The sequence below is a fragment of the Microbispora sp. GKU 823 genome (assembly GCF_002027145.1).
In the GTDB taxonomy this organism is placed as follows: Bacteria; Actinomycetota; Actinomycetes; order Streptosporangiales; family Streptosporangiaceae; genus Microbispora; species Microbispora siamensis.
The window spans coordinates 23939-50768 of record NZ_MWJN01000052.1; the positions used below are offsets into that span (position 1 = coordinate 23939).

The following is a 26830-nucleotide window of genomic DNA, read 5'->3' on the forward strand; positions in this document are numbered from 1 at the left end:
CAGACATATATGTCCTAAGTCTGAGAGATATTTGAAATGTCCCAAACCGCGGCTCCAAGGGATATAACGGACTATCGTCCCGTGCAGCCGTGGCCGGCGGCCGGAGCGGCCCCCAAAGGCGGGACGGTCCTGGTGACCGGGGCGGGCATCGACATGGCGCTGCTGGAGCCGCTCGCCCGGCAGGGGCTCACCGTACGGCGGCTCGCGTCGCCGCTGACCGAGGACCAGCTGGTGCGCGAGCTGCGGGGAGCGGTCGCCTATCTGCACGGCGGTGAGGAGCGGGCGAGCGCGCGGGTGCTGCGCGAGGCGCGCAAGACGCTGAAGGTCGTGGCCTTCCTCGGGGTGGGCTACGAGAACTTCGTCGACGCCGCGGCGGCCGACCGGCTCGGCATCGCCGTCACGAGCACGCCGGGGGCGGCCACCGACGCGGTCGCGACGTTCACGGTCGCGCAGATCGTCAACGCCAACCTGGGCATCCCCCGGCACCTGGGCGCCCGGGTTCCCGGCTGGCAGGGCTCCGACGAACTGCCCCACGAGCTCGCCGCCCGCAGCGTCGGCATCATCGGCATGGGCGCGAACGGCCGGCGGATCGCGGAGATCCTGCGCCGGGGCTTCGGCGTCCGCGTGTCCTACTACAGCCGCACCCGCAGGCCGGACACCGAGCGGGACCTCGGCATCTCCTACCTGCCCCTGCTCGACCTGGCCGCGGGCAGCGACATCCTCGTGGTCATGGTGCCGGAGACCGGCGAGACCAGGTCGATGGTCGACTCGTCGGTGATCGGCCGGATGCCGGAGGGCGCGATCCTCGTCAACACCGCCCGCCCGGCCATCGTCAGTCCCGGCGCCCTTTACACCGGCCTGGAGAAGGGCCGCGTCAGCATGGCGGTCTTCGACGGCTTCTACGGCCCGGAATGCAAGGAGGCGATCGAATTGCGGCGGGATTTCCCCGAACGCCTCCTGGTCACCGGGCATATCGCCTCCCACACCGTCGAGGCGATGGACCGGATGGTGCGCCAAGCCGTGAAGTCCATTGAGAATGTGCTGACGTACGGATGGGACGAACACGAGGTCGGATCGCGTTCCCGGCCCCGTTTTCGTTAGCCGGAGGAAAAAGGCGGCACGCGGAACGGTAGGGCGGTGCGTGGAAGGGGAAACCATTTGGGAAACCCAAGGGAAACCCCTCCGCTATCCCGGGAAGTGATACGTGGACGGCCATGACCCGATCCCCCCGGCGGGGACGATCACGACGCCCACGGGGGCGCGCGCCCTGGTCGAGGCGCTGCGACTGCACGGCGTCGACACGATTTTCGGTATTCCGGGCACCCATAACCTCGCGATCTACGAGGAGCTCGACCGGGCGGGCGTGCGATGCGTGACGCCCCGGCACGAGCAGGGCGCGGGATACGCCGCCGACGGATACGCCAGAGTGACCGGCAGGCCCGGCGTCGTCGTCACCACCACCGGTCCCGGTGTGGTCAACGCGGCCACGGCCCTCGGGCAGGCGTACTCCGACTCCTCCCCGGTCCTGCTCGTCTCACCCGGCGTTCCCACCGCCCATCCCCGCGACGGCCGCGGCTACCTGCACGAGAGCAGGGACCAGTCGCGGGCGATCGACGCGCTGTGCGCCTGGAGCCACCGGGTGACGACCGTGCGGGAGATCCCCGCCGCGGTCGCCCGTGCCTTCGGGCGGTTCGCCGAGGGACGCCCCCGGCCGGTTCACATCGAGATCCCCTTCGACCTGCTCGACCTGAAGGGCCAGGTGAAGATCGTCCCGCCGTACCGGATCACGCGCCGTGAGCCCGACCCACGGGCCCTCGACGCGGCGGCCGGGCTGCTGCGCACGGCGCGCCGCCCGGGTCTCGTGCTCGGCGGCGGCGCCCAGTGTCCAGGCGAGCGGGGCCCAGGCGGGCGGCGCCCGGGTGGAGGGAGCCAGGACGACGAGCCGCCGGTGGGGCGTCTGGCGATGCGCCTGGCGGAACGGCTCGGCGCGAGGGTCGTGACCACGGTCAACGGCAAGGGCGCGGTGCCGGAGAGCCACCCGCTGGCGCTCGGCACCACGCTGCACCTGGCGGCCGTACGCCGGTGGCTCGCCGCGTGCGACGTCGTGCTGGCCGTCGGCACCGAGCTCGGCCCGGCCGACCTGTGGGACGACGCCTTCGTCCTGTCCGGCCGCCTCGTGCGCATCGACATCGACCCGGGGCAGATGCACGGCGACCACGTGGCCGACGTGGCGATCGTCGCGGACGCGGAGCTCGCCATGCGGGGGCTGGCGGAACGGCTCGACCGGCAGGGCGCCGTGCCGTTGCCGCGCCGGGAGCCGGATCCGGCGTGGGCCACAATGCGGAGCTCGACCAGCTCACCCGCAGGTGGTCCGGCCAGCTCGCGGCGCTGCGCCGGGCCCTGCCGCCGGAGACCGTCGTGGTGGGCGACAACTCGATGTTCGTCTACCACGGGGCGCTCGTCGGCATTCCGATGGACCCGCCCGGGCGGTTCCTGTTCCCCACCGGGTTCGGCACGCTGGGCTTCGCGTTGCCGGCCGCCATCGGCGCCAAGCTCGGGCGGCCCGACCTCCCCGTGGTGGCGCTGGCCGGCGACGGGGCCTTCCAGTTCAGCCTCCAGGAGCTGGCCACGGCGGTGGAGCTGGAGCTGAGCCTGCCGATCGTCGTCTCCGCGAACGGCGGCTTCGGGGAGATCCGCGAGGAGATGCGGGAGCGGGGCATGCGGCCGGTCGCCGTGGACCTGCACGCGCCCGACTTCCCCGCCCTCGCCGCCGCGTACGGAGCCCGGGGCCGTGCCGTCAAGACGCCGGGGGAGCTGGAGGAGGCGGTCGCCGAGGCCCTGCGCGTCCCGGCGCCCACCGTGATCGTCGTACCCGAGGAGGACTGAACCGTCACCGGGCGGGCGCGAGCGGGAGCCGCAGCACGAAGCGGGCGCCCCGGTCGCTGTCCTCGATCGTGAGCGTCCCCCCGTGCGCCTGGGCGATCTGGCGGGCGATGGACAGCCCGAGCCCGGTGCCGCCGGCGTCCTTCGACCGGGCGGCGTCGAGCCGGGTGAAGCGCTGGAAGACCAGTTCCCGCTTGTCGGGCGGGATCCCGGCGCCGTCGTCGAGCACCTCCAGCACGCCCTTGCCGTCCTCGCGCCGCACGGTCACCGTGAGCCTGGACACCGCGTGCCGCTCGCCGTTGTCGAGGAGGTTGTTGAGCAGGCGCGCCAGGGCCAGCCGGTCGCCGACGACGATCACGCCGGGCGCCAGGTGCCGCACCACCTCCACCTTGCGCGACCTGCGGTCGAGCTCACGGGCGGCGAGGCCGCCGAGGTCGGCGGGCTCGCGACGGGGCGGCGCGCCTGCGTCGAGCCGGGCGAGCTGGAGCAGGTCGGTCACGAGCGCCTGCAGGCGGTCGCAACTGCTCAGCAGGGCGCGCCCGGTGGCCGGCCAGTCGGCGTCCTCGCTGTGCAGCAACGCCTCCTCGATCTCCGTGCGCATCGCGGTCAGCGGGCTGCGCAGGTCGTGGGAGGCGTCGGAGGCGAAGCGCCGCTGCCGCTCGACGGCCATCTCCGCCCGGTCCAGGGTCTGGTTGGCGGTCTCGGCGAGCCGCCGTATCTCGTCGTGATACTTCGGCACCGGCACGCGCTGGCTCAGGTCGGTCGCGGTGATCCGGGCGAGCTTGCCCGTGATCGCCTCCACCGGGCCGAGCGCCTTGCGCACGGTCTGGTACGTGCCGAGCGCGGTGAGCCCGACCAGCAGGAGTGAGCCGCCGAGCAGCGCCGCCAGCAGCGGGCCGCTGACGTACCACGGCACGGTGTCGTCGGCCGCGTAGATCGTCCACAGGCCGCCGGTGTTGTGGAAGCGGAACGCGACGACGACCATGCACCGGTCCGGGAACGCCGGGGAGGCGCACAGCACCTTGCTCGTCTCCGGGGTCGTCAGCTCCGGCCGGAACGCGGCCATGCGCGGCCGGCCGGTCAGGGTGTCGCTGACGGAGACGATCCGGCCGTTGTTGTCGATCACCTGCACGCCGGCCACGCCCGGGTCCAGCAGCACCGGAGGCAGCCGGTCGCGCTTGGCCTGGTAGGCGAGGCGTACGGCGGTGGTGGTGATCTCGTCGGTCTTGTACCGCTCGGCGGTGCCGTGCAGGATCCCGAGGACCAGCAGCACGGCGACGGCGCACAGGAGAGCCATCACCGCGCTCGCCAGCACCGTCAAGCGGATCCGCACCGAGGATCCCCGCCACCCGCTCATCTGATTCCCCCCGGTAATCAGATGACCATTCAGGCCTCGCGGCCGCGCCGCCGGGTGTCCCCACCCGGCTCACCTGGCACGTTACCCCTGCCGATGATCGACGCCGTCGCCGGGACGCCGCTGTCCGTTCCTTACCCATTCCGGCCCGTACGCAGCGCCGGGTCACGCCGCCCGTCTCACTCCGGGGCGGGGGAGCGCCGCTCGACGACGTAGCAGCCGCCGGCGAAGCCCGTCACCGTACGGCCCTGCGCCATCAGCCCGCCCAGCACGTCGCGTACGGCGTGCCGCCAGTCCTTGGCCGCATCCGGGTCGGTGCGGCGCAGGGTCTCCACGTCCGCCGGCACGGCGACGAGCACGGCAGGCCCGTCCGCGGGAAGGGCCACCGGCCGGCCGTCCCGCTCGGCGAGCGCGGTCACCGCGCCGTCCGCCCCGGCGGGGCGGTGCGGCAGGCCGTCGCAGGCCCGCGCCACCCGCGGGTCGTCGAGCCGCCACACCGCGAGGACGCGGTCGGACTCGTCGCCGGCGTTGACCGCGTCGCCCATGGGACCGTAGAAATCGGGCAGGTACTCCTCCGGCAGGGCGGCCAGCTTGGCCAGGTTGAAGTGGGCGTTGCGGCGCACGAGGGGGTCGAAGGTCCAGGTGATCCGGCTCAGGCCGCGCTCCAGGGCCCAGGCCCGCTGGTGCAGCTTGAGTGCGAACCCGGCGCCGGGCCGCACGGCGCCGGTCACGTGCGAGTGCAGCGCCTGCCCCACCGGCGCCGCGAGGAAGGCGACGGCGGCCCCGACGAGTTCCGGGCCGTCGAACGCCCCGGCGACGTACCCGCCCGCGTGGGTCAGCGCCCGCATCAGCTCCGCCGTGATCGGCGGGTTCCAGGGCTCCGGACGCCAGATGCCGTCGAACAGCCGGACCACGCGCTCGAACTCGGCGACCGTGCGCAGCTCGGCGATCCGCAGGCCGCGCCGCGCGGCCGCCCGGGCCGCCTGATCCCGGGCGGCGACGGGATCGCACGGGTTCACGCGGTCTCCCCGGCGGTCTGCCTCACATCCCGCAGTGTGGGATCGACATGGGTGGGATCGGCCCGTGTGGGATCGGCGCCGCCGGGGCCGCTGACCGGCCCGCCCGACAGCACGTACGCGACCAGCGCCGCGACCAGGCGGGCGCGGACCGGCATCTCGGCGACCAGGACGTGCTCCTCGGCGGCGTGCGCGCCGCCCCCCACCGCGCCCAGGCCGTCGAGCGTCGGGCAGCCGACGCCCGCGGTGAAGTTGCCGTCAGAGCCGCCGCCGACCGGCACCCCGCGCAGCGCGCCATGCCCAGCTCGGCGGCGAGCCGTACGGCGACCTCGAACAGCCCGGCGGAGGCGGCGGGGTCGAGCGGCGGGCGGTTCGGCCCGCCACGCAGCTCCAGCCGGACGCCCGGGGTGTGCGGGGCCAGCGCCCGCATCAGCTCGTCCACCCGCCGCTGCGCCGCCAGGTCGGGCACGCGGACGTCGACGGCGACCCGGCCCCGGGCCGGAACCGTGTTGGTGCTCGTCCCCGCGGTCAGCATGGTGGGCGTCACCGACGTCGCCCCCGCCCTGGACGACGACTCGACCTGGGCCGCGATGCCCGCGATGGCCAGCACCTGGTGGGCCAGCTCGACGCCGGCGTTGGCCCCCAGCTCGGGTTCGAGACCGGCGTGCGCGGCCGGCCGTGCACGGTCAGCTCGTAGCGCGAGATGCCCTTGCGGGCCGTCTTCAGCGCGCCGCCGTCCGCGCTGGCCTCCAGCACGAACGCGGCGGCGCACCGCGACGCGACCGACTCGATCACCGGGCGGGAGGTCGGCGAGCCGAGCTCCTCGTCCCCGACGACGAGCACGGTCAGGCCGTCGGGAGACGGCAGCGAGGCGACCGCGTGGAAGAGCTGCACGAGACCGGCCTTCATGTCGAACACGCCCGGCCCCCGCGCCACCCCGTCGGCCACCGACCAGGGATGCTCGCGCAGCGTGCCGACCGGCCAGACCGTGTCGTGGTGGCCCAGCAGCAGGACCCGCGGTGGGCCGAACGACCAGCGCAGGTGGGTGACCCCGTCGATCACCAGGGTCTCCGGCTCGGCCCCCAGCAGCCTGCGGCCCAGCGCCCCGACGACCCGCGCGCTGCGTGCCACCGCCTCGTGGTCGGTGGAGTACGACTCGCAGAGCACCAGCTCCTCGAGGTCGGCCAGCATGGCCTCCAGGTTCACCGCCGCGGCCGTTCGGGCTCGGGCCGTTCCCGGGCCGTACGGCCCAGCTCCGCGCGGAACAGGCGCATCACGTTGGCGCCCAGGATCTTCTGGATCTCCTCGTCGGAGAAACCCCGCTTGACCAGCGCGTCGGTCACCAGCGGCAGGCCGCGCGGGCCCTCCAGCCCCGGGATGGCCGCGCCGGAGTCGATCCCGGAGTAGCTGAAGCCCTCGCAGCACGGCGGGGTGAGGTCCTCGTACACCTCGCGCACGAAATCGGGGCCGAGGCCCACGTGGTCGATGCCGGCGACGCCCGCGACGTGCTCGATGTGGTCCACGAGGTGGTCGATCGTGGCCGAGCGGGCGTCCTCGGTGAGGAAGGCGGCGAGGAAGTTCACGCAGACGACGCCGCCCCCTGCGGCGACGCCCCTGAGCTGGTCGTCGGTGAGGTTCCTGTGGTGGTCGCGCAGGGCGCGCGCGGAGGAGTGGGTCGCGATGACGGGCCGGGTCGCGATCTCCAGCACGTGGGCGACGCCCGTGGCGCCCAGGTGGGAGATGTCGAAGATCATGCCGAGCCGTTCCATCTCGCGCAGCGCCTCGACACCGTGGCTGGTGAGCCTGGAGCTGGTGCCGTCCTGGCCGCTGCCGTCGGCGAGAGCCGTACGGCCCCAGTGGGCGATCGAGGCGACGCGGACCCCGAGGCGGTGCAGGGTCGGGATCAGCTCGACGCTCTCGTCGATCCCCGGCATGCTCTCCAGGGCCAGCACCAGGGCGATCCTGCCGAGGGCGAGGGCCTCGTCGATCTGCTGCCCGTCGTGACACAGCGCCACCGCGTCGGCGTTGCCCTCGGCCAGCACGTGGGCGCACTCGATCATCCGCAGCGTCTGGCGCAGCGCGCCCTCGGGGCGGAACTGGCTCTCCACGAACACGGGCAGCACCTGCACGTCGACCCCGCCCTCGACGAGCTGGGGGAGCCACCGCTCGCGGAAGAACGAGGCCCATATCGCGGGCGGCCGGGCGGACACGGCCATGAGCAGGTCGTTGTGGGTGTCGGCGACCACGGACTTGACGTGCAGGTTCTGCTGTTCAACGGGCACGCTGGGGATCCTTCCTGACGGCGGGGCGTCAATGGGGACGTTACTCTTCCCGGAACGTTCCGCCAGCAGGCTGTAGTGTGCGCGGGTGGAATCGATCTCCTGCACCCTCGCCGAGGTGGTCGAGTGCCTGGAGGCGCTGTACGACCCCTCGTGGGCCGAGCCCTGGGACGCGGTGGGCCTCGTCTGCGGCGACCCGGAGCAGGCCGTACGGAAGGTCCTGTTCGCGGTCGACCCGGTCGCCGCGGTCGTGGACGAGGCCCTCGGCTGGGGGGCCGACCTCGTCGTCACCCACCACCCGCTCTACCTGCGCGGCACCACGAGCGTGGCCGCCACCACCTTCAAGGGCCGGGTCGTGCACCGGCTCATCCGCGGCGGCGCCGCGCTCTACGCCGCGCACACCAACGCCGACGTCGCCGACCCCGGGGTCTCGGACGCGCTCGCGCGGGCCGTCGGCCTGACCGGGGACCTGCGGCCCCTCCAGCCCTCCGCCGACGATCCGCGCCGGGGGCTCGGGCGGATCGGAGATCTGCCCGCCCCGACGCCGCTGCGGGAGTTCGCTGCGCTGGCCGCCTCGGGCCTGCCCCGTACGGCAGGGCCGCTGCGGGTCGCGGGCGACCCCGACCGGCCGGTGCGGACCGTCGCCGTCTGCGGCGGCGCGGGCGACTCCCTGCTGGGCACGGCCAGGGCCGCGGGCGTGGACGTCTTCCTGACGGCCGACCTGCGGCACCACCCGGCCAGCGAGCACATGGAGGCGGACGGGCCAGCGCTGGTCGACGCCTCCCACTGGGCCACGGAGTGGCCGTGGCTCGCGGACGCCGCCCGGCGTCTGACGTCAGCGTTGGCGGCCAGGGGCATTACTGTTGAGGCGCGCGTCTCGGACGCCGTCACCGACGCCTGGACGGCGACGACCACCGACTTGGACCCCCGAGCATCTTGAGGGATTTGGGATGAAGGCCGCACCGGAAGCACAGAAGCGTCTGCTCGATCTCGCTGAGCTCGACACCAGTCTCGACCGGTTGCGGCACCGCCGCCGCACCCTGCCGGAGCTCGCCGAGATCGACGAGCTGTCCAAGAGGCTGGCCCAGGTCTCGACGCAGATCATCGCCGCCGAGACCGAGGCCGGCGACCTCGCCCGCGACCAGGCCAAGGCCGAGTCGGACGTGGACGCCGTACGCGTCCGGGTCGACCGCGACCAGAAGCGCCTCGACTCCGGGCAGGTCTCCTCGCCCAAGGACCTGGCGAGTCTCCAGTCCGAGATCGTCTCCCTGCGGCGCAGGCAGTCGGACCTGGAGGAGGTCGTGCTGGAGATCATGGAGCGCCGGGAGGCGGCCGACGCCCGGGTCACCACCCTCAAGTCCGAGCGCGAAGAGGTGACCGGCACGCTGCGCGCCGCCGAGGACCGCCGGGACGCGGCCTTCGCCGAGATCGACAAGGAGACCGGCGAGCTGACCTCCGGCCGGTCCGCGATCACCGCCGACGTCCCCGCCGACCTGCTCGGGCTGTACGAGAAGATGCGCGAGCAGACCGGCGTCGGCGCCGCCATGCTGCACGGCGGCCGGTGCCTCGGCTGCCGTACGAGCTTGTCGATCGCCGACCTCAACCGGATCCGGGCCGCCGCCCACGACGAGGTGGTCCGCTGCGAGGAGTGCCGCCGCATCCTGGTCCGTACGGCCGAGTCGGGTCTGTGACGGTCGCCGTGGGGTTCGTCGTCGAGGCCGACGGCGGGTCGCGGGGCAACCCCGGACCGGCCGGGTACGGCGCGGTGGTCAAGGACGACGCGGGGCGGGTGCTCGCCGAGGCCGCCGAGTCGATCGGCACCGCGACCAACAACGTGGCCGAATACCGCGGCCTGATCGCCGGGCTCCGGGCGCTGCTCGCGCTCGGCGCGGAGGGCGGGCAGGTCGAGGTGCGGATGGACTCCAAGCTGGTCATCGAGCAGATGGCCGGCCGGTGGAAGGTCAAGCACGAGGGCCTGCGGCCGCTCGCCCTGGAGGCGGCGGGCCTGGCCCGGCGGTTCCGGGTCACCTGGACGTGGGTTCCGCGCGAGCGCAACAGCCACGCCGACCGGCTCGCCAACGAGGCGATGGACGCGGCGGCCCGGGGGGAGACCTGGCAGTCGAGCGAGATCACCTCCGCGCCGGAGTCCGCCCCGGCCGTCGAGCCCGGCGCCGCGCCGCCCAACACCGACGCGCCCTCGCTCTTCGACGACGTTCCAGGCGCCCAGGCTCCGGCCGCCGCCGATGGACGTGCGGGAACGGCGGCGGCCGGAACCGCCACGTCCCACGACAGGCGCGGGCACGGATGGATGCCCCGGGCCTCGCGCGCCGCCACGTCCCTGATCCTGCTCAGGCACGGGCAGACGCCGTTGTCGGTGGAGAAGCGGTTCTCCGGGCTGGGCGACCCGTCGCTCACCCCCACCGGGCTCGCGCAGGCCGAGGCCGCCGCCCTGCGCCTGTCGCGGCAGCCGTACGAGGTCGAGGTGATCGTCGCCTCCCCGCTCGCGCGCGCCCGGCAGACGGCGGAGGCGGTGGCCGCCCGGACGGGCCTGACGGTGCTGGTCGACGACGACCTCCGCGAGACCGACTTCGGCGAGTGGGAGGGGCACACGTTCGCGGAGATCCAGCAGCGCTGGCCCCGGGAACTGGCGGCCTGGCTGGCCGACCCGGACGTCGCGCCGCCCGGCGGGGAGAGCTTCGCGTCGACGGCCCGGCGGGTCGAGCAGGCGAGGGACCGCATCGTGAAGGCCCACGAAGGCCGCAGCGTCGTCGTGGTCTCCCACGTGACCCCGATCAAGATGCTCGTCCGCTTCGCGCTGGGCGCTCCGCCTGAGGCCCTCTATCGGATGCACCTCGACCTGGCCTGCCTGTCGGCGATCGACTACTACGCCGACGGGCCCGCCGTCGTACGGGCGCTCAACGACACCGCCCACCTTTCCTGACGCCGCTGTCACAAGGCGACGCGCCGCGGGGGCCGCACGCTCGGCCGTGCCCCCGCGGCGTCGGCGTTTTCCGGCCCGCCCGCACGACCGGTCGCTTGAAGTGGATGGTTGAGGGTTTCGCTCTCGCGATCTGGCGATTTGACGGACAAGTCTCCACATAAAGGTTCAACGATACCGTTGAAGGTATGGATACCGGCATCAAGGACACCGTCCATCCCGTCGAGGCCGCCTCCGTCATGAGCCTGCTTCCGGACCGGCCGCGGCTGCTCGCCCTGGGCGAGCCCACCCACGGAGAGGACCTCCTGCTCGACGTGCGAAACGAGCTTTTCCGGCAGCTCGTCGAGCAGGAGGGCTACCGGACGATCGGGATCGAGAGCGACTGCCTGATGGGCGTGGTCGTGGACGACTACGTCACCTCGGGCACGGGCACCCTCGACGAGGTCATGGAACGCGGCTTCAGCCACGGGTGGGGCGCGTCCGCGGCCAACCGCGAGCTCGTGCGCTGGATGCGCGCGTACAACGACGGCCGGCCCGCGTCCGAGCGGGTGCGCTTCGCCGGTCTCGACGGCCCGCTGGAGATCAGCCACGCCGCGAGCCCCCGGCAGGCCCTCACCGCGCTCTACGGCTACCTCGCGGCCCGGGTGGACGCGGATCTGCTGCCGTGCGACGCGGAAACGCTCGACCGCCTGCTCGGCGCCGACGACCGCTGGGCCAATCCCGCCACGATGATGGACCCGTCCCAGTCCGTGGGGCGGTCGGCCGAGGCCCGGCAGCTGCTCCTGCTCGCCGACGATCTCGTGGCGCTGCTCGACGCGCAGACGCCGCACCTGGTCGCGACGTCCTCCCGGGACGACTGGGACCGGGCACGCCTGTACGCGCGTGCCGCCATCGGCCTGCTGCGCTACCACTACTGGATGGCCGACACGTCACCGGGCCGCATGCCGCGGCTCCTGGGCCTGCGCAGTTCGATGATCGCCGCCAACATCCTCGCCGTCGCCGAGCGGGGCCCGGCGCTGGTCCACGCCCACAACGCGCATTTCCAGCGGGAGAAGAGCACGATGCGGCTGGGCGACGTGCCGTTCGAGTGGTGGAGCTCCGGCGCGATCGTGAGGGCCCACCTGGGCGGGGGGTTCGCCTTCCTGGCCACGGCCCTCGGCACGATCCGGCACCAGGGAGTGGACACCCCGCCCCCGGACACCCTCGAAGGGCTCCTGTACGCGCTGCCGGAGGACCGCTACGTCGTCGACACCGGCCGGCTGGCCGCCGCGCTCGGCGACGCGCGGCCCGCCCTCCGCGTGTCCCCCTGGTTCGGCTACGCCCCGCTGGACCCGGCCCACCTGGCCGGGTACGACGGGATCGTGTTCGTCAAGGACGTTACGCGACGCTAGAGCGGCACGGCGTCGCCTCGCGCCTCGTCCGGGGCGGGGAATGGATCGGGAGCCGCTAGGCTTACCTTCACGGTGGACGAGCCGGCCGGGCGGCCGCGTCAGGGCCTCATGGCCCTGCCGAGGAAGGTCCGGGCTCCACAGGGCAGGGTGGTCGGTAACGCCGACCCGGGGTGACCCGCGGGACAGTGCCACAGAAAACAGACCGCCCCCTTCGCGGGGGTAAGGGTGAAACGGTGGTGTAAGAGACCACCAGCGCCCACGGTGACGTGGGCGGCTCGGTAAACCCCACCCGGAGCAAGGTCAAGAAGGGACGTTCTCCGGAACGTCCGCGCGCGACGTTCGAGGGCTGCCCGCCCGAGCCGCGCGGGTAGACCGCTTGAGGCCGCCGGCAACGGCGGTCCTAGATGGATGGCCGCCGGTCAGCTCTCATGGCTGATCACAGAACCCGGCCTACAGGCCGACTCGTCCACCTACCACCCCTCTGAGCTGGGCCGACTCTCGGGGGACACCTCGGGGGCACACCGAGCACGGACTCAGGAGCCGGATTACGGTCTTGTCGGCGTGCGGCAGGCGAATGTCCCGGCAGGGGTGTCTTGTGTCCGCCTTGCGGACAGCGTCGAAGCGGTCAGCTCAGCCTTGCGATCGAAGCTGGAAACCCTTCTCGTCCCGATACCGCACCAAGGCTAGCGGGGCTAGACGGTGACGATCGGCCGGTCGCGTCTATCGCTCGAGCGGTACCTTCTCTATCGGTTCATCGGGCTGGTTCGGTTTGCATCGCCTGTGTGCCCACGACGGTCAGCAGCGCGAGCTTCTCGGCGGTGTCGGTCCCGGCTCGTGGGGTGAACCAGAGCAACCGCTGGCGGCCGTCCTCGCTGAAGAGGCTGAGGCAGTTGAGGTCGAGCATGCCGACGGCGGGGTGGACGATCCGCTTGCGCTCGTCTCTGCGCACCTCCACGTCCTGGTCGGCCCAAAGCGCCTGGAACTCCGGCGACTGCTGCAGCAACTCGTCCACCAGCTTGGTCGCCTCGGCGTCGCCTGGGCTGCGTCGCCCGACTGCCGCGCGCAGGTCGGCAACGAACGAGCGTGACTGCGGGGCGAGGTCCTCCTGCGGGTAGATCTGCCGCGAGGCCGGGTCGGTGAACCATCGGTAGATGAAGCTCGCCGAGCGGCCGTGGTGCGCGGACAGGTCGCCGAGCATCGCGATGGCGAGCGGGTTCTGGACCAGAACGGTGTGCAGGTCGGTGCTCACCATCGCCGGGGTCCCGTCGATTCGTGTCAGCAGGTCGAGCATCGCGGGGTGGACGTGTGACGCCGTCCCGCCCTGGTGCGGGATCGGGCGGTTCGCCAACCGGTACAGATGGTCGCGTTCGTCGCGACTGAGGCGCAGGGCGCGGGCGAGCGCGGCGAGCATCTGGTCGGAGGGCTGCGAGCCGGCACCGCGCTCGAGCTCGGTGTAGTACTCCACCGAGGCACCGGCCAGAACGGCGACCTCGTCGCGACGCAGACCGGGGACGCGGCGCCGCGGGCCGGGCGCGAGCCCGACCTCCTCGGGGCGGATCCGCTCGCGTCGCGAACGCAGGAAGCCACCGAGTTCGGAGTACCTCGTCTTCGACATAGACACAGCCTCCCTGGGCGCGCCGTTGGCGCCAGGGGATGTCGTCCCCACCTTTGGCAGCAACTGTCGCGGGCCCGCGCCGCGCCACAGAGTGGACGCCATGAACACCTCACTCACTGACACACTCACCGACTCGGGCGCATCGCCGGTCGCTGGAAAGACGGTCCTGATCACCGGTGGCACGAGCGGGATCGGCGCCGCGACCGCTCGGCTCCTGCTCGTGCGTGGCCACCGGGTCGCCGTCACCGGGCGCGACCCTGGCCGGCTCAAGGCCTTCCTCGACGAAGTCGGCCACGCGGACCGCGTCCTGGGCCTGGTAGCAGATGCCTCCGACTGGGACTCCACGAACACGGCGGTCACCAGCACGGTGGAGCGCTTCGGGGCGCTCGACGCGGCAATCGCGAACGCAGGCGGCGCGTCCGCGGATCACTTCCGGACGGGCGGTGCCGGCGTCATCGACGGCGGCGATCCGGAGCTGTGGGCACCGATGGTACTCGCCAACGTGCTCGGACCGGCTCTGCTGGCCAAGGCGACCCTGCCCCACCTCGAGCAGTCCCGCGGCCGGCTGGTGCTCATCGGCAGCGTGGCCGGAATCAAGAACAGCCCGGGCAACCTCTACTCCGCCACGAAGTGGGCAGTGGTCGGCTTCGCCGAGAACCTCCGCCTGCACGCCACGACCCGTGGCATCGGAGTCACGGTCGTGAACCCAGGCATGATCGACACCGCGTTCTGGCACGGCCAGGCTCCCCCCATCGCGATGAGCCCGGATTCGGTGGCCGAGGCGATCGGCTTCGCGCTCGACCAGCCGGCAGGCGTCGACGTCAACACGGTGACGATCCGTCCGATCGGCCAGCCCGCCTGACTCCAGGCGGGCGGCGTGCTCACTGGTGCACCATCCTCGTGTCAGCGATCTTCGATGGATCGCTGATGCATCCGAGGTGCTGCCGGGTCATCGCCCTGCTCGCTTGACACGTTGGACGTCCAGCATGAGTTCTGGGGGGCCCGGCAGAGGGGGGCGGGTCGGTGGCCGGGTAAAGGTCGAGGCCTCCCGACCGCCACCACCGAGGAACTGCCAGACGCGGTCGCGGTCATGGACCCGTTCCACGTCGTCCGCCTCGCCGGCGACGCACTGGACCGCTGCCGACGCCGGATCCAGCTCGCCACCTGCGGACACCGCGGCCGAGCCGGCGACCCGCTCTACAAGTCCCGACGCACGCTGCACACCGGCGCCGACCTGCTCACCGACGAACAGAAGACCCGCCTCGAGGAGCTGTTCGCCAACGAGGACCACCTGCAGGTCGAAGCCACCTGGGGCATCTACCAGCAGATGATCAACGCCTACCGCGAACCCGACCGCGGCGCCGGCCGCAAGCTATGCAGCAACTGATCACCTCGCTGAGCAGCGGTGTTCCTCGCACGCTGACCGAGCTGGTCACGCTCGGCCGGATATCGAAGAAGCGGGCCGCCGACGTGCTCGCCTACTTCGACCGACCCGGCACGTCCAACGGCCCTACGGAGGCGATCAACGGACGGCTGGAACACCTACGCGGCTCGGCGCTCGGCTTCCGGAATCTGACCGACTACATCGCCCTGCAATTGAGTCGGACAGGTCCCGCGTGCTCTCCAGCCGGAGGCGGCGTACCGGTTCGTATCGGGTGCCGCGTTCCGAGGGAGTGGCGGCACGGGCGTGAGCGTGGACCTTCCTACGTATCGTGCTGTCGGCGCACCATCTCGGTGATCCAGATGGGCGCGAATGGAGACGTGCATCCAGGCGAAGTCGGGTAGTCCTTGAGCACCTCCAGGCGCTCACCGATGCCGATCGCACGGGCGCGGTGCTCGGCGTGCTCGATCCCGATCTGAGCCAGGCAGTGGTTCATCGCCCACTGCAGGCGATCTGGGGCGTCTTTCATCTCCGCCTCGATGACGTCGAGCAGTCCTGCGAGGTCGAGGCCCTCAGGCTTCTTGGCCACGCGCTCGGTGGTCAGCGCCCAGCCGGCACTCGCGACCACCGGATCCGGATCTGCGGACCAGGCCAGGCGCAGCTCTTCGGAGTGCGGGTTCTTCTTCACCACGTAGTTCACGAGCCAGTCGTGCACTTTGGGTGTGCGCGCCACGCGCACCATGACGTCCAACTCGTCACGCTCGAACGCCTTCGGGCGGCAGATCAGGATCGCCAGCAGTCTCGCCGCGGTGTCACCGGTCTCCCAGAGCCGGCACGCGAGTTCCTGCTGCGTCTTCAGCCGCTTCGCGAGCGCGCGCAGCTTGCTGAGGTTCACCCCGTGATCGTCGCCGTGTTTCTCGTTCACCTCGCGTGCCCTCGGGTCCTCGAGCTCGGCCAGCTCGGCCATCACCTCGGCTAGCGTCGTCTCGGCCACCTCAGCCTCCTGCCCATCGCGTGTGAGAGGCAGCCTACGAGCACTCGCCCGTTCAGCTCGGCACCGCGGTAGGTGGCCGGCTGGGGGACCACGACCGCGAACTGCAGCGAACGACGCTGAGCAGTCCTTGCAGGTCAGGGCATAAGTCCAGGAGTCCCACCGAAATTGGTTCGCGTGGCGGGATGCCGAGCGCCTAGCGTTGATCTCCCTATGGGCGCGGACGGCGTGCCCTGTCTTCAGCAGAAGGAGGTGCGGAGCGGAATGACTTGTCACCTCGTCGCGCTCTGCTTCGATGCGCATGATCCGCTCCGTCTCGCGCGTTTCTGGGCCGGCGTCCTGGGCTGGGAGACGGCCGACGACCCCCAGGACGGCCTCGCGCTCCTGCCGAGCGATGACACGGGGTTCCGGATCCGGTTTCTTCCGAGTCAGGAGCGGAAGGTCGGCCAGAACCAGATGCACTTCGACCTGACGAGCACGTCCCTCGAGGACCAGCAGCAGACGGTGGCGAGGGCGCTCGAGCTCGGCGCCCGGCACATCGACATCGGTCAAGGCCCGGACGAGGACCATGTCGTGCTCGCGGACCCCGAAGGCAACGAGTTCTGCGTCATCGGGCCGGACAACAAATTCCTCGCCGACTGCGGATTCATCGGTGCGCTTGCCTGCGACGGCTCGCAGGAGGCCGGATACTTCTGGAGTGAAGCGCTGGGCTGGCCGTTGGTCTGGGATCAGGACCAGGAGACCGCGATCCGCTCGCCGCAGGGCGGTCCGAAGATCACCTGGGGTGGTCCGCCACTGATGCCCAAGACCGGGAAGGAACGGCTGCATTTCGACCTCGCTCCACCCGCCGACGGTGATCAGCAAGCGGAGGTCGACCGTCTCATCTCCCTCGGGGCGACGCGCGTCGACATCGGTCAGGGCGAGGTCAGCTGGGTGGTCATGGCCGATCCCGATGGCCACGAGTTCTGTGTTCTGACCCCGCGATAGCGCGAACAGATCCCGAGACAGGCCCCTGCGCAGGCGCGACCGGTGGCCTCAGCGGTGCGCGCTAATCCGCCTCAGAAGCGAGAGGGGAAGATGGGAACTTGGGGATCAGGGCCTTTCGACAGTGACACGGCCGAAGATTGTCTCGAAGAGTTGGAGGGCATGTCGCCGCAGGAGCGCAAGGCGGCGATAGAGGCTACGTTCCGGTCTGTACGGGACGGCGACGGGCGGCTTCCTTCTACGATGCTTCCGGAAGAGGTCATTGTTGCCGCCGCTGTGGTGGCTGCGAACGCATCCGCCGGCAGAGCGATCTCGTGGCATGAGGACTATCCGATCGAGGAGTGGTTGCCCAAGCCTCTTGGAATCGGCTTTTCAGCTGAGGCAACGGAGGCGTTGGAAGTGGCCGTCTCTCCAGAGGGCTACTATTGGTCTGGTTGGGTGAAGCCCCGCGATCGTCAGGAAGCGCGAGAGTCGATCGACACCATTTTCGCCATTCTCCGCTCCGCGTGTTCCAGCGGCGCGCACTGAGTGACGAACTGTCCGGCAACGTCCTTTGACACCCGTGCACGAGCGCGAACGACCTCAGCCGACGGCGCCGACCAGAGCGCCCATCACCGTGAGGACCGCCAGGACGAAGAGGACGCCGGCAGTCCGTGTGCGTAACCGTGAATTCATGGCGGCAGATTACGAACCGGGTCGTGCGGTTCAAACCTATCCGGCGATTCCCACTTTGGCGACCCCTGTATTTCGCGCCGGAAACAAAGGCCTATGTGCTGATTTTAGCTGTCCATGGGAATCGGCGCGGACGGGGCAGGGCACCTCACAGATGTGACATCGCTCCGCCACCTCCGTGAATGCCTTGGCGAACTCGATGAGCTGGAGCGCAGCATCAAGCACGGCATCGACAGCATGTGCGGCAAGCTGTATCGGGCCATCGACTGGCAGCGACGATTCGAGGCCGACGTGTCGCACGAACTGCGCACCCCGATCGCGGGACTGCGGGCGCAGTTGGAGGAGGCCCGGCTGCATCCCAGCGAGATCGACGTGGACGACCTGCTCGAACGGGCGCTCAACGACGTGGAACGGCTGCAGGCGCTGGTCGACGACCTCTACCTGCTGGCCCAGCTTCAGGCCGCCGCGCAGCCGGCCGAACCGGCCCTGCTGGACCTCGGGGATCTCGTACAGAGCGAACTGGCCCGGCGCACCGACAGGGTCGACGTGAAGGTGCAGGCCGTTCCCGGGGTTCTGGTACGCGGCCTGGACGGGCGACTCCGGCGAATGCTCTCCGAACTGCTCGACAACGCGCAGCGACACGCCAAGACAGTCGTGTTCGTCCAGGTCCGGCGTACGGCCGACACCGCGGAGCTCGTCGTGGCCGACGACGGCGACGGGATCGGGAAGGAGGATCGGGAGCGAATCTTCGACCGCTTCACCCGCCTCGACCCCGCCCGCTCCCGCGACCGCGGTGGGACCGGCCTCGGCCTGGCCATCGTGCGGAACATCGTGTACGGCCACGAGGGCGAGGTGCACGTGGAGCAGTCATCGGCCGGCGGTGCGGCCTTCGTCGTCCGGCTCCCACTGGCCTGACGGTCGTCCTCGCCGGAATCACGCACCGTACAGCCGCAGACCCCGAAGGCGGCACCGGGTGATCAGGGGCCGGTGCGGGCGGCGGCGATCGCCGCCACGGCGTCGGCGATCTGGGCCCGCAGCGTGGCGGGGTCGGCGGCCAGTCCGGGACTGAGTCGCGGGCCGAAGGGGCTCGCCGCCGACCAGGCGGTGGCGAGCGCCAGGATGGCCGTCAGCAGGAATTCCGGCGCGAAGCGCGCCCCCGGGCCGTCCGCGTCGTGCGCCGCGGCCTCCATGGCCGCCACCTTCGCGCTCTGCGCCGCGTTGCGCAGGGCGACGTCGCCGGCCTCCTGTTCCAGGCCCGCCCATGCCATGAGCCGCATCAGGCCGGGATTGGCCATCGCGAAGTCGAAGACCCGCGCCGCGTACCCGGGCAGGTCGTCGGGCGTGAACCGCAACTCGTCGTAGACCCGTCGGAGGTTCTGCTCCAGGACGGTGGCGAACAGGGTCTCCTTGCTCTGGAAGTAGATGTAGAGCAGGTTCTTGTTGCAGCCGGCCGCCTTGGCGATGCGGTCGACGCGCGCCCCGGCGATGCCGTGGGCCGAGAACTCGTCCCTGGCTGCTTCGAGGATGCGTGCCTTGGTCGCCTCAGAGTTACCGGTCGCCACGGCGCCATCCTAGCTTTGACTAACCGGTTAGGTCGAGGCGTACACTAACTAACAAGTTAGCTAGGAATCGGGAAAGGGTTACGACGATGGATGCGCGTACATGGCTGATCACCGGGGTGAGCAGCGGCTTCGGCCGGGAGATGACGCACCAGCTCCTCCGGCGCGGCGACCGCGTCGCCGGGACGGTGCGGCGGACGGAGGCGGTGGACGACCTGAAGGCGGAGTACGGCGACCGGCTGTGGCTCGCCCGCCTCGACCTGACCGACGCACCCGCGATCCGGGAGGTGGTGGACAGGGCGTTCGCCGACCTCGGCAGGATCGACGTGGTCGTCAACAACGCCGGGTACGGCTTGTTCGGCGCGGCCGAGGAACTCACCGACGAGCAGATCGTCCACCAGCTCGACACGAACCTGCTCGGCTCGATCCGGGTGGCCCGCGCCGCGCTGCCTCACCTACGCCGTCAGGGTGGCGGCCGCCTCATCCAGGTCTCCACGTACGGCGGTCAGGCCACCAACGCGGGCGCGTCCGTGTATCACGCGAGCAAGTGGGGCATCGAGGGCTTCATGGAGTCGACGGCCAAGGACGTCGCCCCGTTCGGCATCGGTGTGACCATCGTCGAGCCGGGCAGCGCGCGCACCCGATTCCGGGACGGGAGTTCACGGCTCGCCGCACCGATGAGCGCCTACGACGACAGCCCGGCCGCGCTGACCCGGGGCATCCGCGACCCCGCGCTGCCGTCCGTCGGCGACCTCGCCAAGACGGCCGCGGCGATTGCCGGCTGTGCGGACCTGGACCCCGCGCCCGTACGGGTCGCTCTGGGCAGCGACTCCTACACCCACATCCACAAGGCCCTCACGGATCGGCTCGCGGAACTGGAGGCGGGGCGGGACCGCGCCTTCTCCACGGACGCCGGCGCAGATGCCGTGCGCCGCTGAATCGCGTACGCGAAGAGACAGGGCCGCTCAGGAGAAGCGCTCGACGGTCACGGGGATCGGTCCCGCGTGGCGCATCGCCGTCGTCAACCGCCGCAGCACCGGCCCGAGGGCCTGACCGGACGCGGTCCCCAGGTGAGCCGTGAGGTCGAGGCAGCAGGCGACACCGGGCCCGATCCGGCGTACCTCCCACGTGAAAACGTCCGGGTCCGTTCGCAGCTCACCCGTGCCGATGATCCGGGTCCGCGGGTCGCCGGCCTCCCCGGCGAGCGCCACCACGTCCGCGAGACGGGACAGGTGCGGCTCGCCGGCGAACAGGACGCGGTAGACCCGCGTGTCCTGGAACCCGTCGGGGACCCGCGGCGGGCCGAGGCGCAGGGGAGGCGAGTCCGGCAGAGGCTGGTGGTCCCGGAAAAGGGCACGCAGCCGCGTCTCGCCGGGCAGTTCGCCCCCGCCGAGATCGCGGTAGGCGGCCTCGGCCTCGGAGCGGCTCACCGCGCGGGCCCGGGCGCGCAGGCCGGGATCCTCGCGCATCGCCCGCCCGAAGGCCGCGGAACTCCACCAGGCGCCGTCGGCCGCGGTCCATCCGGCGGTGTCCAGGCCGACCGTCCTGAAGTCGCCGGTGAGCGCGAACTCCTCGACGACGACGCCCTCGGCCGGGGCTCCGTCCGTGCCGGCCGCGGACATGATCAGGTAGTAGTCGAGAGCCGCCTGCGATCCGGGCGGGGCGGTGACGGCCGCGCGCCCGCGCCCGCGTATGTCGCTGGTCATGGGCCGCACCCTACTGACCTTCGATCGTCCGTACGCGGGGCGGGCGGCCCGCCCGGTGCTTCACCGGAACCGTGCCCGTGGGGGAGCGGGACGGATCAGTGCGGCATGGTGCTCATGTCCGAGCCGGTGCCCGTGCTCATGCCGCCCATGTCGTGGCCGGGAACGTTCCCGTTCTCGTCGGCCACCATGAACACGCCGGCCATCCCCATGTCCGAGTGGCTCTGGACGTGGCAGTGGTACATCCAGGCCCCGGGGCCGACGCGCTCCCCGGCGATCACCTGGAAGCCGAACGACTCGGCCGGTCCGGTGATCTTCGTGTCGATGATCCGGCTCGGGTCCTGCGGGTTGTCCAGCAGGCCGGTGCGGTTGTCCGCCCAGCGATGTCCGTGCAGGTGCCAGGTGTGGAAGAAGTTCCCGTGGGTGACCACGATGAACTCCACGCGCTCGCCGATCTTCGCCATGAAGTGCGGCGCCTCGCCGGCCTTGGCGTTGTTGACCGTCATGTCGTTGAAGAAGACGACGAACTGCTTGTCCGGCAGGATGTCGCCCTTCCGCCGGACTATCAGCGCGCCGTAGAGCCCTCTGCTGATGCCGCCGGTGCCGTGGTCGGTCCCGACGACGTGGTCGTGGTAGTGCCAGTAGCCGGCGCTGCCGGGCTCGATGGTGCCGCCGGGGCGGCGGCCCGGCGCGTGGGTGCGCCAGACGTAGGTGCGCCGGCCGCCCGGCTCCACCACGCTGTTGCTCATCCGCGTGCCGTCGCTGGTGATCTCGTAGTCCACGCCGTGCACGTGCAGGCTGACGGTGATGTCGGTGTTGTTGACCAGTTCGATCTCGAGGGTCTCGCCTTCGACCATCTCGATGAGCGGGCCGGGGATCGTGGCCTTGCCGGGCTCCAGGCCGTATCCCAGCAGATTGTTCGGCAGCTTCTCCGCGTAGAGGGTCATGCGGCGGACGTCGCCTTTGTCGGGCTTGCCGGTGACCTTGTCGGACGGCGCCGCGTTGGCCTGGCCCGCCCCGACCAGCGGAACGAACGCGGCGGCGTCGCGGCCGTGGTGAAGGCGCGCCGGGAGAAGAGGCCTCGCGTCGTGCCCCTGCCTGCCTCGGTCATGGTTCCCCAATCCGATCATGACGCCTCACTGCCGTGAGGCGAACGGCATCTGTTCGTGGCGCCGGCCCGGGGACCGGCCTGTACGGCGTGACGTCTCGATGCGGCCCCCGAAGTGGGGCGCGTTCCGCCGTCGGGTGACGGGCGGGGACCGGCCAGCGAGGCTTTCGACGCCGTAGATGAAGCTTTCGATGGAAGTAGGCGATAGTTCCGCCAAAAAGTCAAGAAGTCAGAGTGTAAGTAAGGAAACTTTGTCACAGGACTGGATGAAGTGTCGTGAGGCTGCTACGTTGAGCCCAAACCGCCCACTTGACGCAACCGGAATCTCCCAGTCCGATCCGTCTCCTGGGCATCACCTGGCCCTCGTCCACCCGCCCACGCAACCATCCGCGACTCTCGGAAAGGCTCAGCGGTGCTTCGGCGACACCCCCCACGGCCGACATCCGCCCTGCACGGCCCGCCCTCGCACGCCCCGGCGGACCTGCGGCTCAGACATGCCGGACCACGCCCCGGCGGCGCCGCCGCCGGGCGTCGCCGGCATCCCGGCGCTCCGGCCTGAGACCGGGAAGACACCTCATTTCGGTCGCCGTCCCGACGGACGGCCGGCGACCGCTGCACGCGATCCGTCCCCGGCGCCCGTGACGACGGGCTCCGCGGCGATCGCGCCCGTCGACAGCGCGACGAACGGCGATGCCGCACGCCTGCGACGGCCCGAACCGTCCTGACCGCGTCGCCGCGACGCCGGGGTCAGGGACCGACCGGCGAGCGAGAGGAGTAAAAGACCGGCACAACCCTCGGCCTTCCGGCATCTGCGTGCCCGGTCGCCGTCACGGCCGACCGAACGACCTCCGCAAGGTGCTGATCCAACCCCCCGACCTGAAGGAGCGAACGATGGGTCGCAGAGACCTGCTCGTACACCCTCGGCCACCCGCCTGGCGCCGTGCTCTGATCACGGCGTCGAGCGCCGCGCTGACGCTGGGACTGGCGACGGTCCCCGCCGTGCAGGCGCAGGCCGCACCGGCCCTCCCCGCCGCCCAGTTGCAGGCGCAGGCCAAGCCCAACCCTCCCGAGCCCGATACCGGTAAGCCAGATAAGTCCGATAAGTCAGTCAGTGTGCTGGTGTTCCACGGCCCCGCCAAGGAACAGAGCGACCCGGTCGAGAAGGCCGCGGAGTCGATCAAGAGCCTGGGCAAGGACAACGGCTTCTCGGTCGAGGTGTCCGAGGACCCGGCGGTCTTCACCTTCAGCAACCTGTCCCGCTATCGCGGGGTGGTCTTCCTGTCCGCCAAGGGCGTGACGCTGAACGCGGCCCAGGAGGCCGCCTTCCAGGCGTACATCCGGGACGGCGGCGGGTTCGTCGGCGTCCACGACGCCGTACGCGCGCAGCCCGACTCGTCCTGGTTCACCGACCTGGTCGGCACCCGCCCCGCCGGCAGCCTGCCCCCGGCCGAGAAGGTCGTGGAGATCACGGCGAACGCGGACAACCCGCCGAACGAGACCAAAGAGAAGCTGGTCGACGGCAACAACAACACGAAGTGGCTGACGTTCAACCCGACCGGCTGGGTCTCGCTCAAGCTGGAGCAGCCGAAGGCGATCGCCCACTACGCGCTGACCTCGGCCAACGACTTCCCCGGCCGTGACCCCAAGGACTGGACGCTGCAGGGCTCCCAGGACGGGAAGAGCTGGACGGACCTGGACAAGCGGACGGGGGAGACCTTCCCCTCGCGGTTCCAGACCAAGGAATACAAGTTCACCAACACCACGGCGTACGCGTACTACCGGCTGAACATCACGGCGAACAGCGGTGAGCCCCTCGTCCAGCTGGCCGAGCTGCGGCTGTTCGGTCCCGACGCCGGGCCGCCGCCGGACAGCCAGGTGCAGAAGGCCACGGTGGACTTCACCGACCGTGAGCACCCGGCGAACAAGGGCCTGCCGTTCAACACGACGCGGTCCGACAAGTGGATGAACTGGAGCCCGAGCCCCCTGGGCAAGGTCCAGACGGTCGCGCAGGTCGAGGAGTGGACCTACAAGGCGGGCCTGAACGGCAACGGCGCGTTCCACCCGATCTCGTGGTGCCGTGACTACGACGGCGGCCGGTCGTTCTACACCGGCATGGGCGGCACCGAGGAGAGCTACACCAAGGACGAGCAGTTCAAGAGCCACCTCGGCGGCGCGATCAAGTGGGCGGCCGGCCTGGTCCGCGGCGACTGCCAGGCGACCATCGCGTCGAACTACAAGACCGAGCGGCTGACCGCGCAGAACCAGTCGGGCCAGCTCGACCAGATCGGCGAGCCGCACGGCCTGACCATCGCCCCCGACGGCAAGGTCTTCTACGTCGGCAAGGCGGCCTGCCCCACCGGCCCGATCGCCGACTGGAACAACCCGAAGGTCGGCCTCGGCTGTGGCACGATCCACCAGTGGGACCCGAAGACCAAGCAGGTCAAGCTCCTCACCACCCTCGCCGTCATGGGCAACCGCGGCAGCGGCGACGAACTGGTGAAGAACGAAGAGGGTCTCCTCGGCATCGTGCCCGACCCCAAGTTCCAGCAGAACGGCTGGCTGTACGTCTACTGGATGCCGCACGAGTCGATCGACAGGGACAAGCGGATCGGCAAGCGGACGATCTCCCGGTTCACCTACGACGCCGCCACCCAGACGATCGACCAGAAGACCCGCAAGGACCTGCTGCAGTGGGACACCCAGATCCACAGCTGCTGCCACGCGGGTGGTGGCATGGCCTTCGACAAGGAAGGCAACCTCTACGTCGGTTCCGGTGACAGCAACTCCTCCGGCGGCTCGAGCGGTTACTCGGGGAACAACTGGACCCAGGACTACAAGGGCACCTCGTTCCAGGACGCCCGCCGCACCGCCGGCAACACCAACGACCTGAACGGCAAGATCATCCGTATCCACCCGGAGGCCGACGGGACGTACACGATCCCGAAGGGCAACCTGTTCACGGGCAAGGAAGAGGGCGGCGGCAAGACCCGCCCGGAGATCTACGTGATGGGCGTTCGCAACATCGCGCGGCTCCAGTGGGACAACGTGAACGACTGGCTGACCGCCGGATGGGTCGGTCCGGACGCCGGTGCCCCGAGCGAGATCTGGGGTCCGGCGAAGTACGAGACCGCGACGATCCTCACGTCCGCCGGCAACCAGGGCTGGCCGTACTGCATGGGCAACAAGCAGCCCTACCGTGACCGCAGCAACGTCGACGCCTCCCAGCCCGCCGACTGGTACAACTGCGACAACCTGAAGAACACCTCGCCGCGCAACACCGGCCTGGTCGACATCCCGCCGGCCCGCGACAACATGATCTGGTACTCGCCGCAGGGCGGCGGCCCGGTCTACCCGAAGCGGACCGACGGCAGCGGCCTGCCGACCTACAAGCTGGGCGAGGAGACTCTCACCCAGCCCTACCTCTCCGGCGGCGGCCAGGCGGTCATGTCCGGGCCGACCTACCACCGCTCCGAGGTCGACACCAACAGCGGTGTCGCGTGGCCGGCGTACTGGGACAACAAGTGGTTCATCGGTGACGAGTCCAACGCGAACAACCGGGTCGCGGTCACCGTCGACCCGAAGGGCGTCAAGGACGCGAAGCCGCCGGTCTTCGCCGAGGACCTGCGCTCCATCATCCAGCCCGGCGGCGGAGCCACCCAGCTCCAGTCGTGGATGGACGCGAAGTTCGGCCCGGACGGCGCGCTGTACATGCTGGACTACGCCGGTGGCTTCTTCAGCCTGCACCCCAACCAGAAGCTGATCCGCATCACCTACCAGGGCGGTCCGGCGACGCCGAACCCGAGCCTGGCCACGGTGCGGCCGGAGCGGCAGAGCACGCCGAAGACCGTGGTGTTCTCCAGCACCAGGGCCGGCGGCGTGAAGTGGGAGTGGGACTTCGGCGACGGCAGCAAGCCCTCGACCGAGGCCGACCCGACGCACACCTACAAGGACTTCGGCACCTACAAGGCCAAGCTGAAGGTTACCTACGCCGACGGTGAGGTGGCGACCGGCGAGGTCACCGTCGTGATCGGCTGCCCGGCGCCCGACGCCCGGCCGACGGTCCGGCTGCTGGACACCGACACCGGCGTGGCCAACCGCGTCGTCGCCGGCGGCTGCACGATCAACGACCTGATCGACGACGAGCGCATGTGGTCGAACCACGGCGAGTTCGTCAGCCACGTCAACGACCAGGTGAACGAGTTCCGCAAGGCCGGCGTCATCGACAATGGCGAGGCCTCCACGCTGAGCAAGGCGGCAGCGCAGTCCGACATCGGCAAGACGAACGGCTACGAGACCATCTTCGACGGGACGCCCGCGTCCCTGCAGGGCTGGTCACAGGCTCCGTCCGGCCAGTTCAACCTGCAGCAGGACGGCACCCTCCGCACCTCCGGCGGGCTGGGCATGCTGTGGTACTCCGACAAGGCGTACGGCGACTTCTCGCTGCGGCTGCAGTTCCGTGACGTCGCGCCGGGCACGGCCCGTGCCAACACCGGCGTGTTCGTCCGGTTCCCCGACCCGCGGACCCCGCTGGACCAGCGTCCGGCCGGGAGCTGCGGCACGGTCGGCTCGGCCCGCACGTCGCAGGCGTGGGTCGCGATCTACTGCGGTCACGAGATCCAGATCTACGACGGCGACACGGGCGAGCCGCAGAAGACGGGCTCGATCTACAACTTCCAGCCGAACACCCTGGACAAGGCGGGGGCGACCCCGAAGGGCCAGTGGAACGACTACGAGGTCCGGGTGGTCGGGCAGCACTACACGATCATCCGCAACGGCGTCGTGATCAACGAGTTCGACAACACCCCGGGCAAGTCGTCGTCCCGCGCCGGCGACCCCGCCACGGACCTGCGTCAGTTCGTCAGCGGGTTCATCGGGCTGCAGAACCACAGCAACACCGACCTGGCGGAGTTCCGCAACATCCGGGTGCGGGAGCTCTGACCCGGTAGCCGGGCGGGG

General features: G+C 70.9%; 21 protein-coding genes, 1 other RNA gene and 4 pseudogenes. 15 read left to right on the forward strand and 11 right to left on the reverse strand.

Annotation, left to right across the window (positions count from 1 at the left end; translation table 11 throughout):
- Window positions 1-81 precede the first annotated feature (81 nt).
- The 3 genes and pseudogenes from B1L11_RS25375 to B1L11_RS51895 all read left to right on the forward strand — a co-directional run bounded on the left by B1L11_RS25375 (window position 82) and on the right by B1L11_RS51895 (window position 2886).
- Window positions 82-1101, forward strand: coding sequence for a 2-hydroxyacid dehydrogenase (locus tag B1L11_RS25375; RefSeq protein WP_179155314.1), 1020 nt, complete (start codon window positions 82-84; stop codon window positions 1099-1101).
- Window positions 1102-1204: 103 nt separating this feature from the next.
- A pseudogene (locus B1L11_RS25380) lies at window positions 1205-2206 on the forward strand (thiamine pyrophosphate-binding protein); the annotation flags it as partial.
- Window positions 2207-2472: 266 nt separating this feature from the next.
- A complete protein-coding gene (locus B1L11_RS51895) occupies window positions 2473-2886 on the forward strand; it encodes a thiamine pyrophosphate-dependent enzyme (protein WP_256862872.1) in 414 nt (137 codons plus the stop codon).
- 4 nt (window positions 2887-2890) lie between these two features.
- Here B1L11_RS51895 and B1L11_RS25385 read toward each other — a convergent pair whose 3' ends face one another.
- The 6 genes and pseudogenes from B1L11_RS25385 to B1L11_RS25400 all read right to left on the reverse strand — a co-directional run bounded on the left by B1L11_RS25385 (window position 2891) and on the right by B1L11_RS25400 (window position 7535).
- Window positions 2891-4216, reverse strand: a complete 1326-nt coding sequence (locus B1L11_RS25385) for a HAMP domain-containing sensor histidine kinase (protein WP_256862873.1) — start codon at window positions 4214-4216, stop codon at window positions 2891-2893.
- Between the two features lie 200 nt (window positions 4217-4416).
- Window positions 4417-5256, reverse strand: coding sequence for a GNAT family N-acetyltransferase (locus B1L11_RS25390; protein ID WP_079316801.1), 840 nt, complete (start codon window positions 5254-5256; stop codon window positions 4417-4419).
- A complete protein-coding gene (locus tag B1L11_RS55135) occupies window positions 5253-5534 on the reverse strand; it encodes a hypothetical protein (RefSeq protein WP_372974720.1) in 282 nt (93 codons plus the stop codon). The genes B1L11_RS25390 and B1L11_RS55135 overlap by 4 nt, the downstream gene beginning before the upstream one ends.
- A gap of 194 nt (window positions 5535-5728) precedes the next feature.
- A pseudogene (locus B1L11_RS55140) lies at window positions 5729-6025 on the reverse strand (peptidase dimerization domain-containing protein); the annotation flags it as partial.
- Window positions 5965-6444, reverse strand: a pseudogene (locus B1L11_RS51905) (M20/M25/M40 family metallo-hydrolase); the annotation flags it as partial. The pseudogenes B1L11_RS55140 and B1L11_RS51905, both read right to left, overlap by 61 nt.
- 11 nt (window positions 6445-6455) lie before the next feature.
- The gene (locus tag B1L11_RS25400; protein WP_256862875.1) at window positions 6456-7535 is read right to left on the reverse strand and encodes a dipeptidase; all 1080 of its coding nucleotides are present in this window, start codon (window positions 7533-7535) and stop codon (window positions 6456-6458) included.
- Window positions 7536-7620: 85 nt separating this feature from the next.
- Between B1L11_RS25400 and B1L11_RS25405 the strand changes: the two genes are divergently transcribed.
- From B1L11_RS25405 to rnpB, 5 genes are all read left to right on the forward strand, one after another.
- Window positions 7621-8472, forward strand: coding sequence for a Nif3-like dinuclear metal center hexameric protein (locus B1L11_RS25405; protein ID WP_079316802.1), 852 nt, complete (start codon window positions 7621-7623; stop codon window positions 8470-8472).
- A gap of 10 nt (window positions 8473-8482) precedes the next feature.
- The gene (locus tag B1L11_RS25410; protein ID WP_079316803.1) at window positions 8483-9223 is read left to right on the forward strand and encodes a zinc ribbon domain-containing protein; all 741 of its coding nucleotides are present in this window, start codon (window positions 8483-8485) and stop codon (window positions 9221-9223) included.
- Window positions 9220-10473 (forward strand): bifunctional RNase H/acid phosphatase, encoded by a 1254-nt coding sequence (locus B1L11_RS25415; RefSeq protein WP_256862876.1) that lies wholly within the window; start codon window positions 9220-9222, stop codon window positions 10471-10473. The genes B1L11_RS25410 and B1L11_RS25415 overlap by 4 nt, the downstream gene beginning before the upstream one ends.
- A 185-nt stretch (window positions 10474-10658) precedes the next feature.
- Window positions 10659-11861 carry an erythromycin esterase family protein gene (locus tag B1L11_RS25420; protein WP_079316804.1) on the forward strand — a complete coding sequence of 401 codons (1203 nt, stop codon included), beginning with the start codon at window positions 10659-10661 and terminating at the stop codon, window positions 11859-11861.
- Window positions 11862-11938: 77 nt separating this feature from the next.
- Window positions 11939-12330: RNase P RNA component class A (rnpB, locus tag B1L11_RS25425), an RNA gene on the forward strand.
- 282 nt (window positions 12331-12612) lie between these two features.
- Here the strand turns inward: rnpB and B1L11_RS25430 are convergent.
- Window positions 12613-13476 carry a helix-turn-helix transcriptional regulator gene (locus B1L11_RS25430; RefSeq protein ID WP_079316805.1) on the reverse strand — a complete coding sequence of 288 codons (864 nt, stop codon included), beginning with the start codon at window positions 13474-13476 and terminating at the stop codon, window positions 12613-12615.
- 100 nt (window positions 13477-13576) lie between these two features.
- On the opposite strand from B1L11_RS25430, the gene B1L11_RS25435 reads away from it, so the two are divergent.
- Together B1L11_RS25435 and B1L11_RS25440 are read left to right on the forward strand one after the other, a co-directional pair.
- Window positions 13577-14338 carry an SDR family oxidoreductase gene (locus B1L11_RS25435; RefSeq protein ID WP_079316806.1) on the forward strand — a complete coding sequence of 254 codons (762 nt, stop codon included), beginning with the start codon at window positions 13577-13579 and terminating at the stop codon, window positions 14336-14338.
- Window positions 14339-14518: 180 nt separating this feature from the next.
- Window positions 14519-15087: pseudogene (locus B1L11_RS25440) on the forward strand (transposase); the annotation flags it as partial.
- Window positions 15088-15179: 92 nt separating this feature from the next.
- On the opposite strand, the gene B1L11_RS25445 reads toward B1L11_RS25440, so the two are convergent.
- Window positions 15180-15824, reverse strand: a complete 645-nt coding sequence (locus B1L11_RS25445) for a DNA alkylation repair protein (protein WP_079316840.1) — start codon at window positions 15822-15824, stop codon at window positions 15180-15182.
- Between the two features lie 237 nt (window positions 15825-16061).
- Between B1L11_RS25445 and B1L11_RS25450 the strand changes: the two genes are divergently transcribed.
- The 3 genes from B1L11_RS25450 (at window position 16062) to B1L11_RS25460 (ending at window position 18419) form a co-directional block, all read left to right on the forward strand.
- On the forward strand, window positions 16062-16835 hold the full coding sequence (locus tag B1L11_RS25450; RefSeq protein ID WP_256862878.1) for a VOC family protein: 774 nt from the start codon (window positions 16062-16064) through the stop codon (window positions 16833-16835).
- Between the two features lie 90 nt (window positions 16836-16925).
- Entirely contained in the window at window positions 16926-17360 is a 435-nt protein-coding gene (locus B1L11_RS25455; RefSeq protein WP_079316807.1) for a DUF4259 domain-containing protein, read from the forward strand.
- Window positions 17361-17660: 300 nt separating this feature from the next.
- Window positions 17661-18419 carry a cell wall metabolism sensor histidine kinase WalK gene (locus tag B1L11_RS25460; RefSeq protein ID WP_179155315.1) on the forward strand — a complete coding sequence of 253 codons (759 nt, stop codon included), beginning with the start codon at window positions 17661-17663 and terminating at the stop codon, window positions 18417-18419.
- Window positions 18420-18481: 62 nt separating this feature from the next.
- Here the strand turns inward: B1L11_RS25460 and B1L11_RS25465 are convergent, their stop codons facing one another.
- Window positions 18482-19066 carry a TetR/AcrR family transcriptional regulator gene (locus B1L11_RS25465; RefSeq protein WP_079316810.1) on the reverse strand — a complete coding sequence of 195 codons (585 nt, stop codon included), beginning with the start codon at window positions 19064-19066 and terminating at the stop codon, window positions 18482-18484.
- 86 nt (window positions 19067-19152) lie between these two features.
- Between B1L11_RS25465 and B1L11_RS25470 the strand changes: the two genes are divergently transcribed.
- Window positions 19153-20001: an SDR family oxidoreductase gene (locus B1L11_RS25470; RefSeq protein WP_079316812.1), complete on the forward strand. Its 849-nt coding sequence runs from the start codon at window positions 19153-19155 to the stop codon at window positions 19999-20001.
- A gap of 27 nt (window positions 20002-20028) precedes the next feature.
- Here B1L11_RS25470 and B1L11_RS25475 read toward each other — a convergent pair whose 3' ends face one another.
- Both B1L11_RS25475 and B1L11_RS25480 read right to left on the reverse strand, forming a co-directional pair.
- Window positions 20029-20769, reverse strand: a complete 741-nt coding sequence (locus B1L11_RS25475; RefSeq protein WP_079316814.1) for a hypothetical protein — start codon at window positions 20767-20769, stop codon at window positions 20029-20031.
- 95 nt (window positions 20770-20864) lie between these two features.
- Window positions 20865-21896, reverse strand: a complete 1032-nt coding sequence (locus B1L11_RS25480) for a multicopper oxidase domain-containing protein (protein WP_079316816.1) — start codon at window positions 21894-21896, stop codon at window positions 20865-20867.
- Between the two features lie 869 nt (window positions 21897-22765).
- Between B1L11_RS25480 and B1L11_RS25485 the strand changes: the two genes are divergently transcribed.
- On the forward strand, window positions 22766-26812 hold the full coding sequence (locus tag B1L11_RS25485) for a ThuA domain-containing protein (protein WP_079316818.1): 4047 nt from the start codon (window positions 22766-22768) through the stop codon (window positions 26810-26812).
- Window positions 26813-26830: the final 18 nt, after the last annotated feature.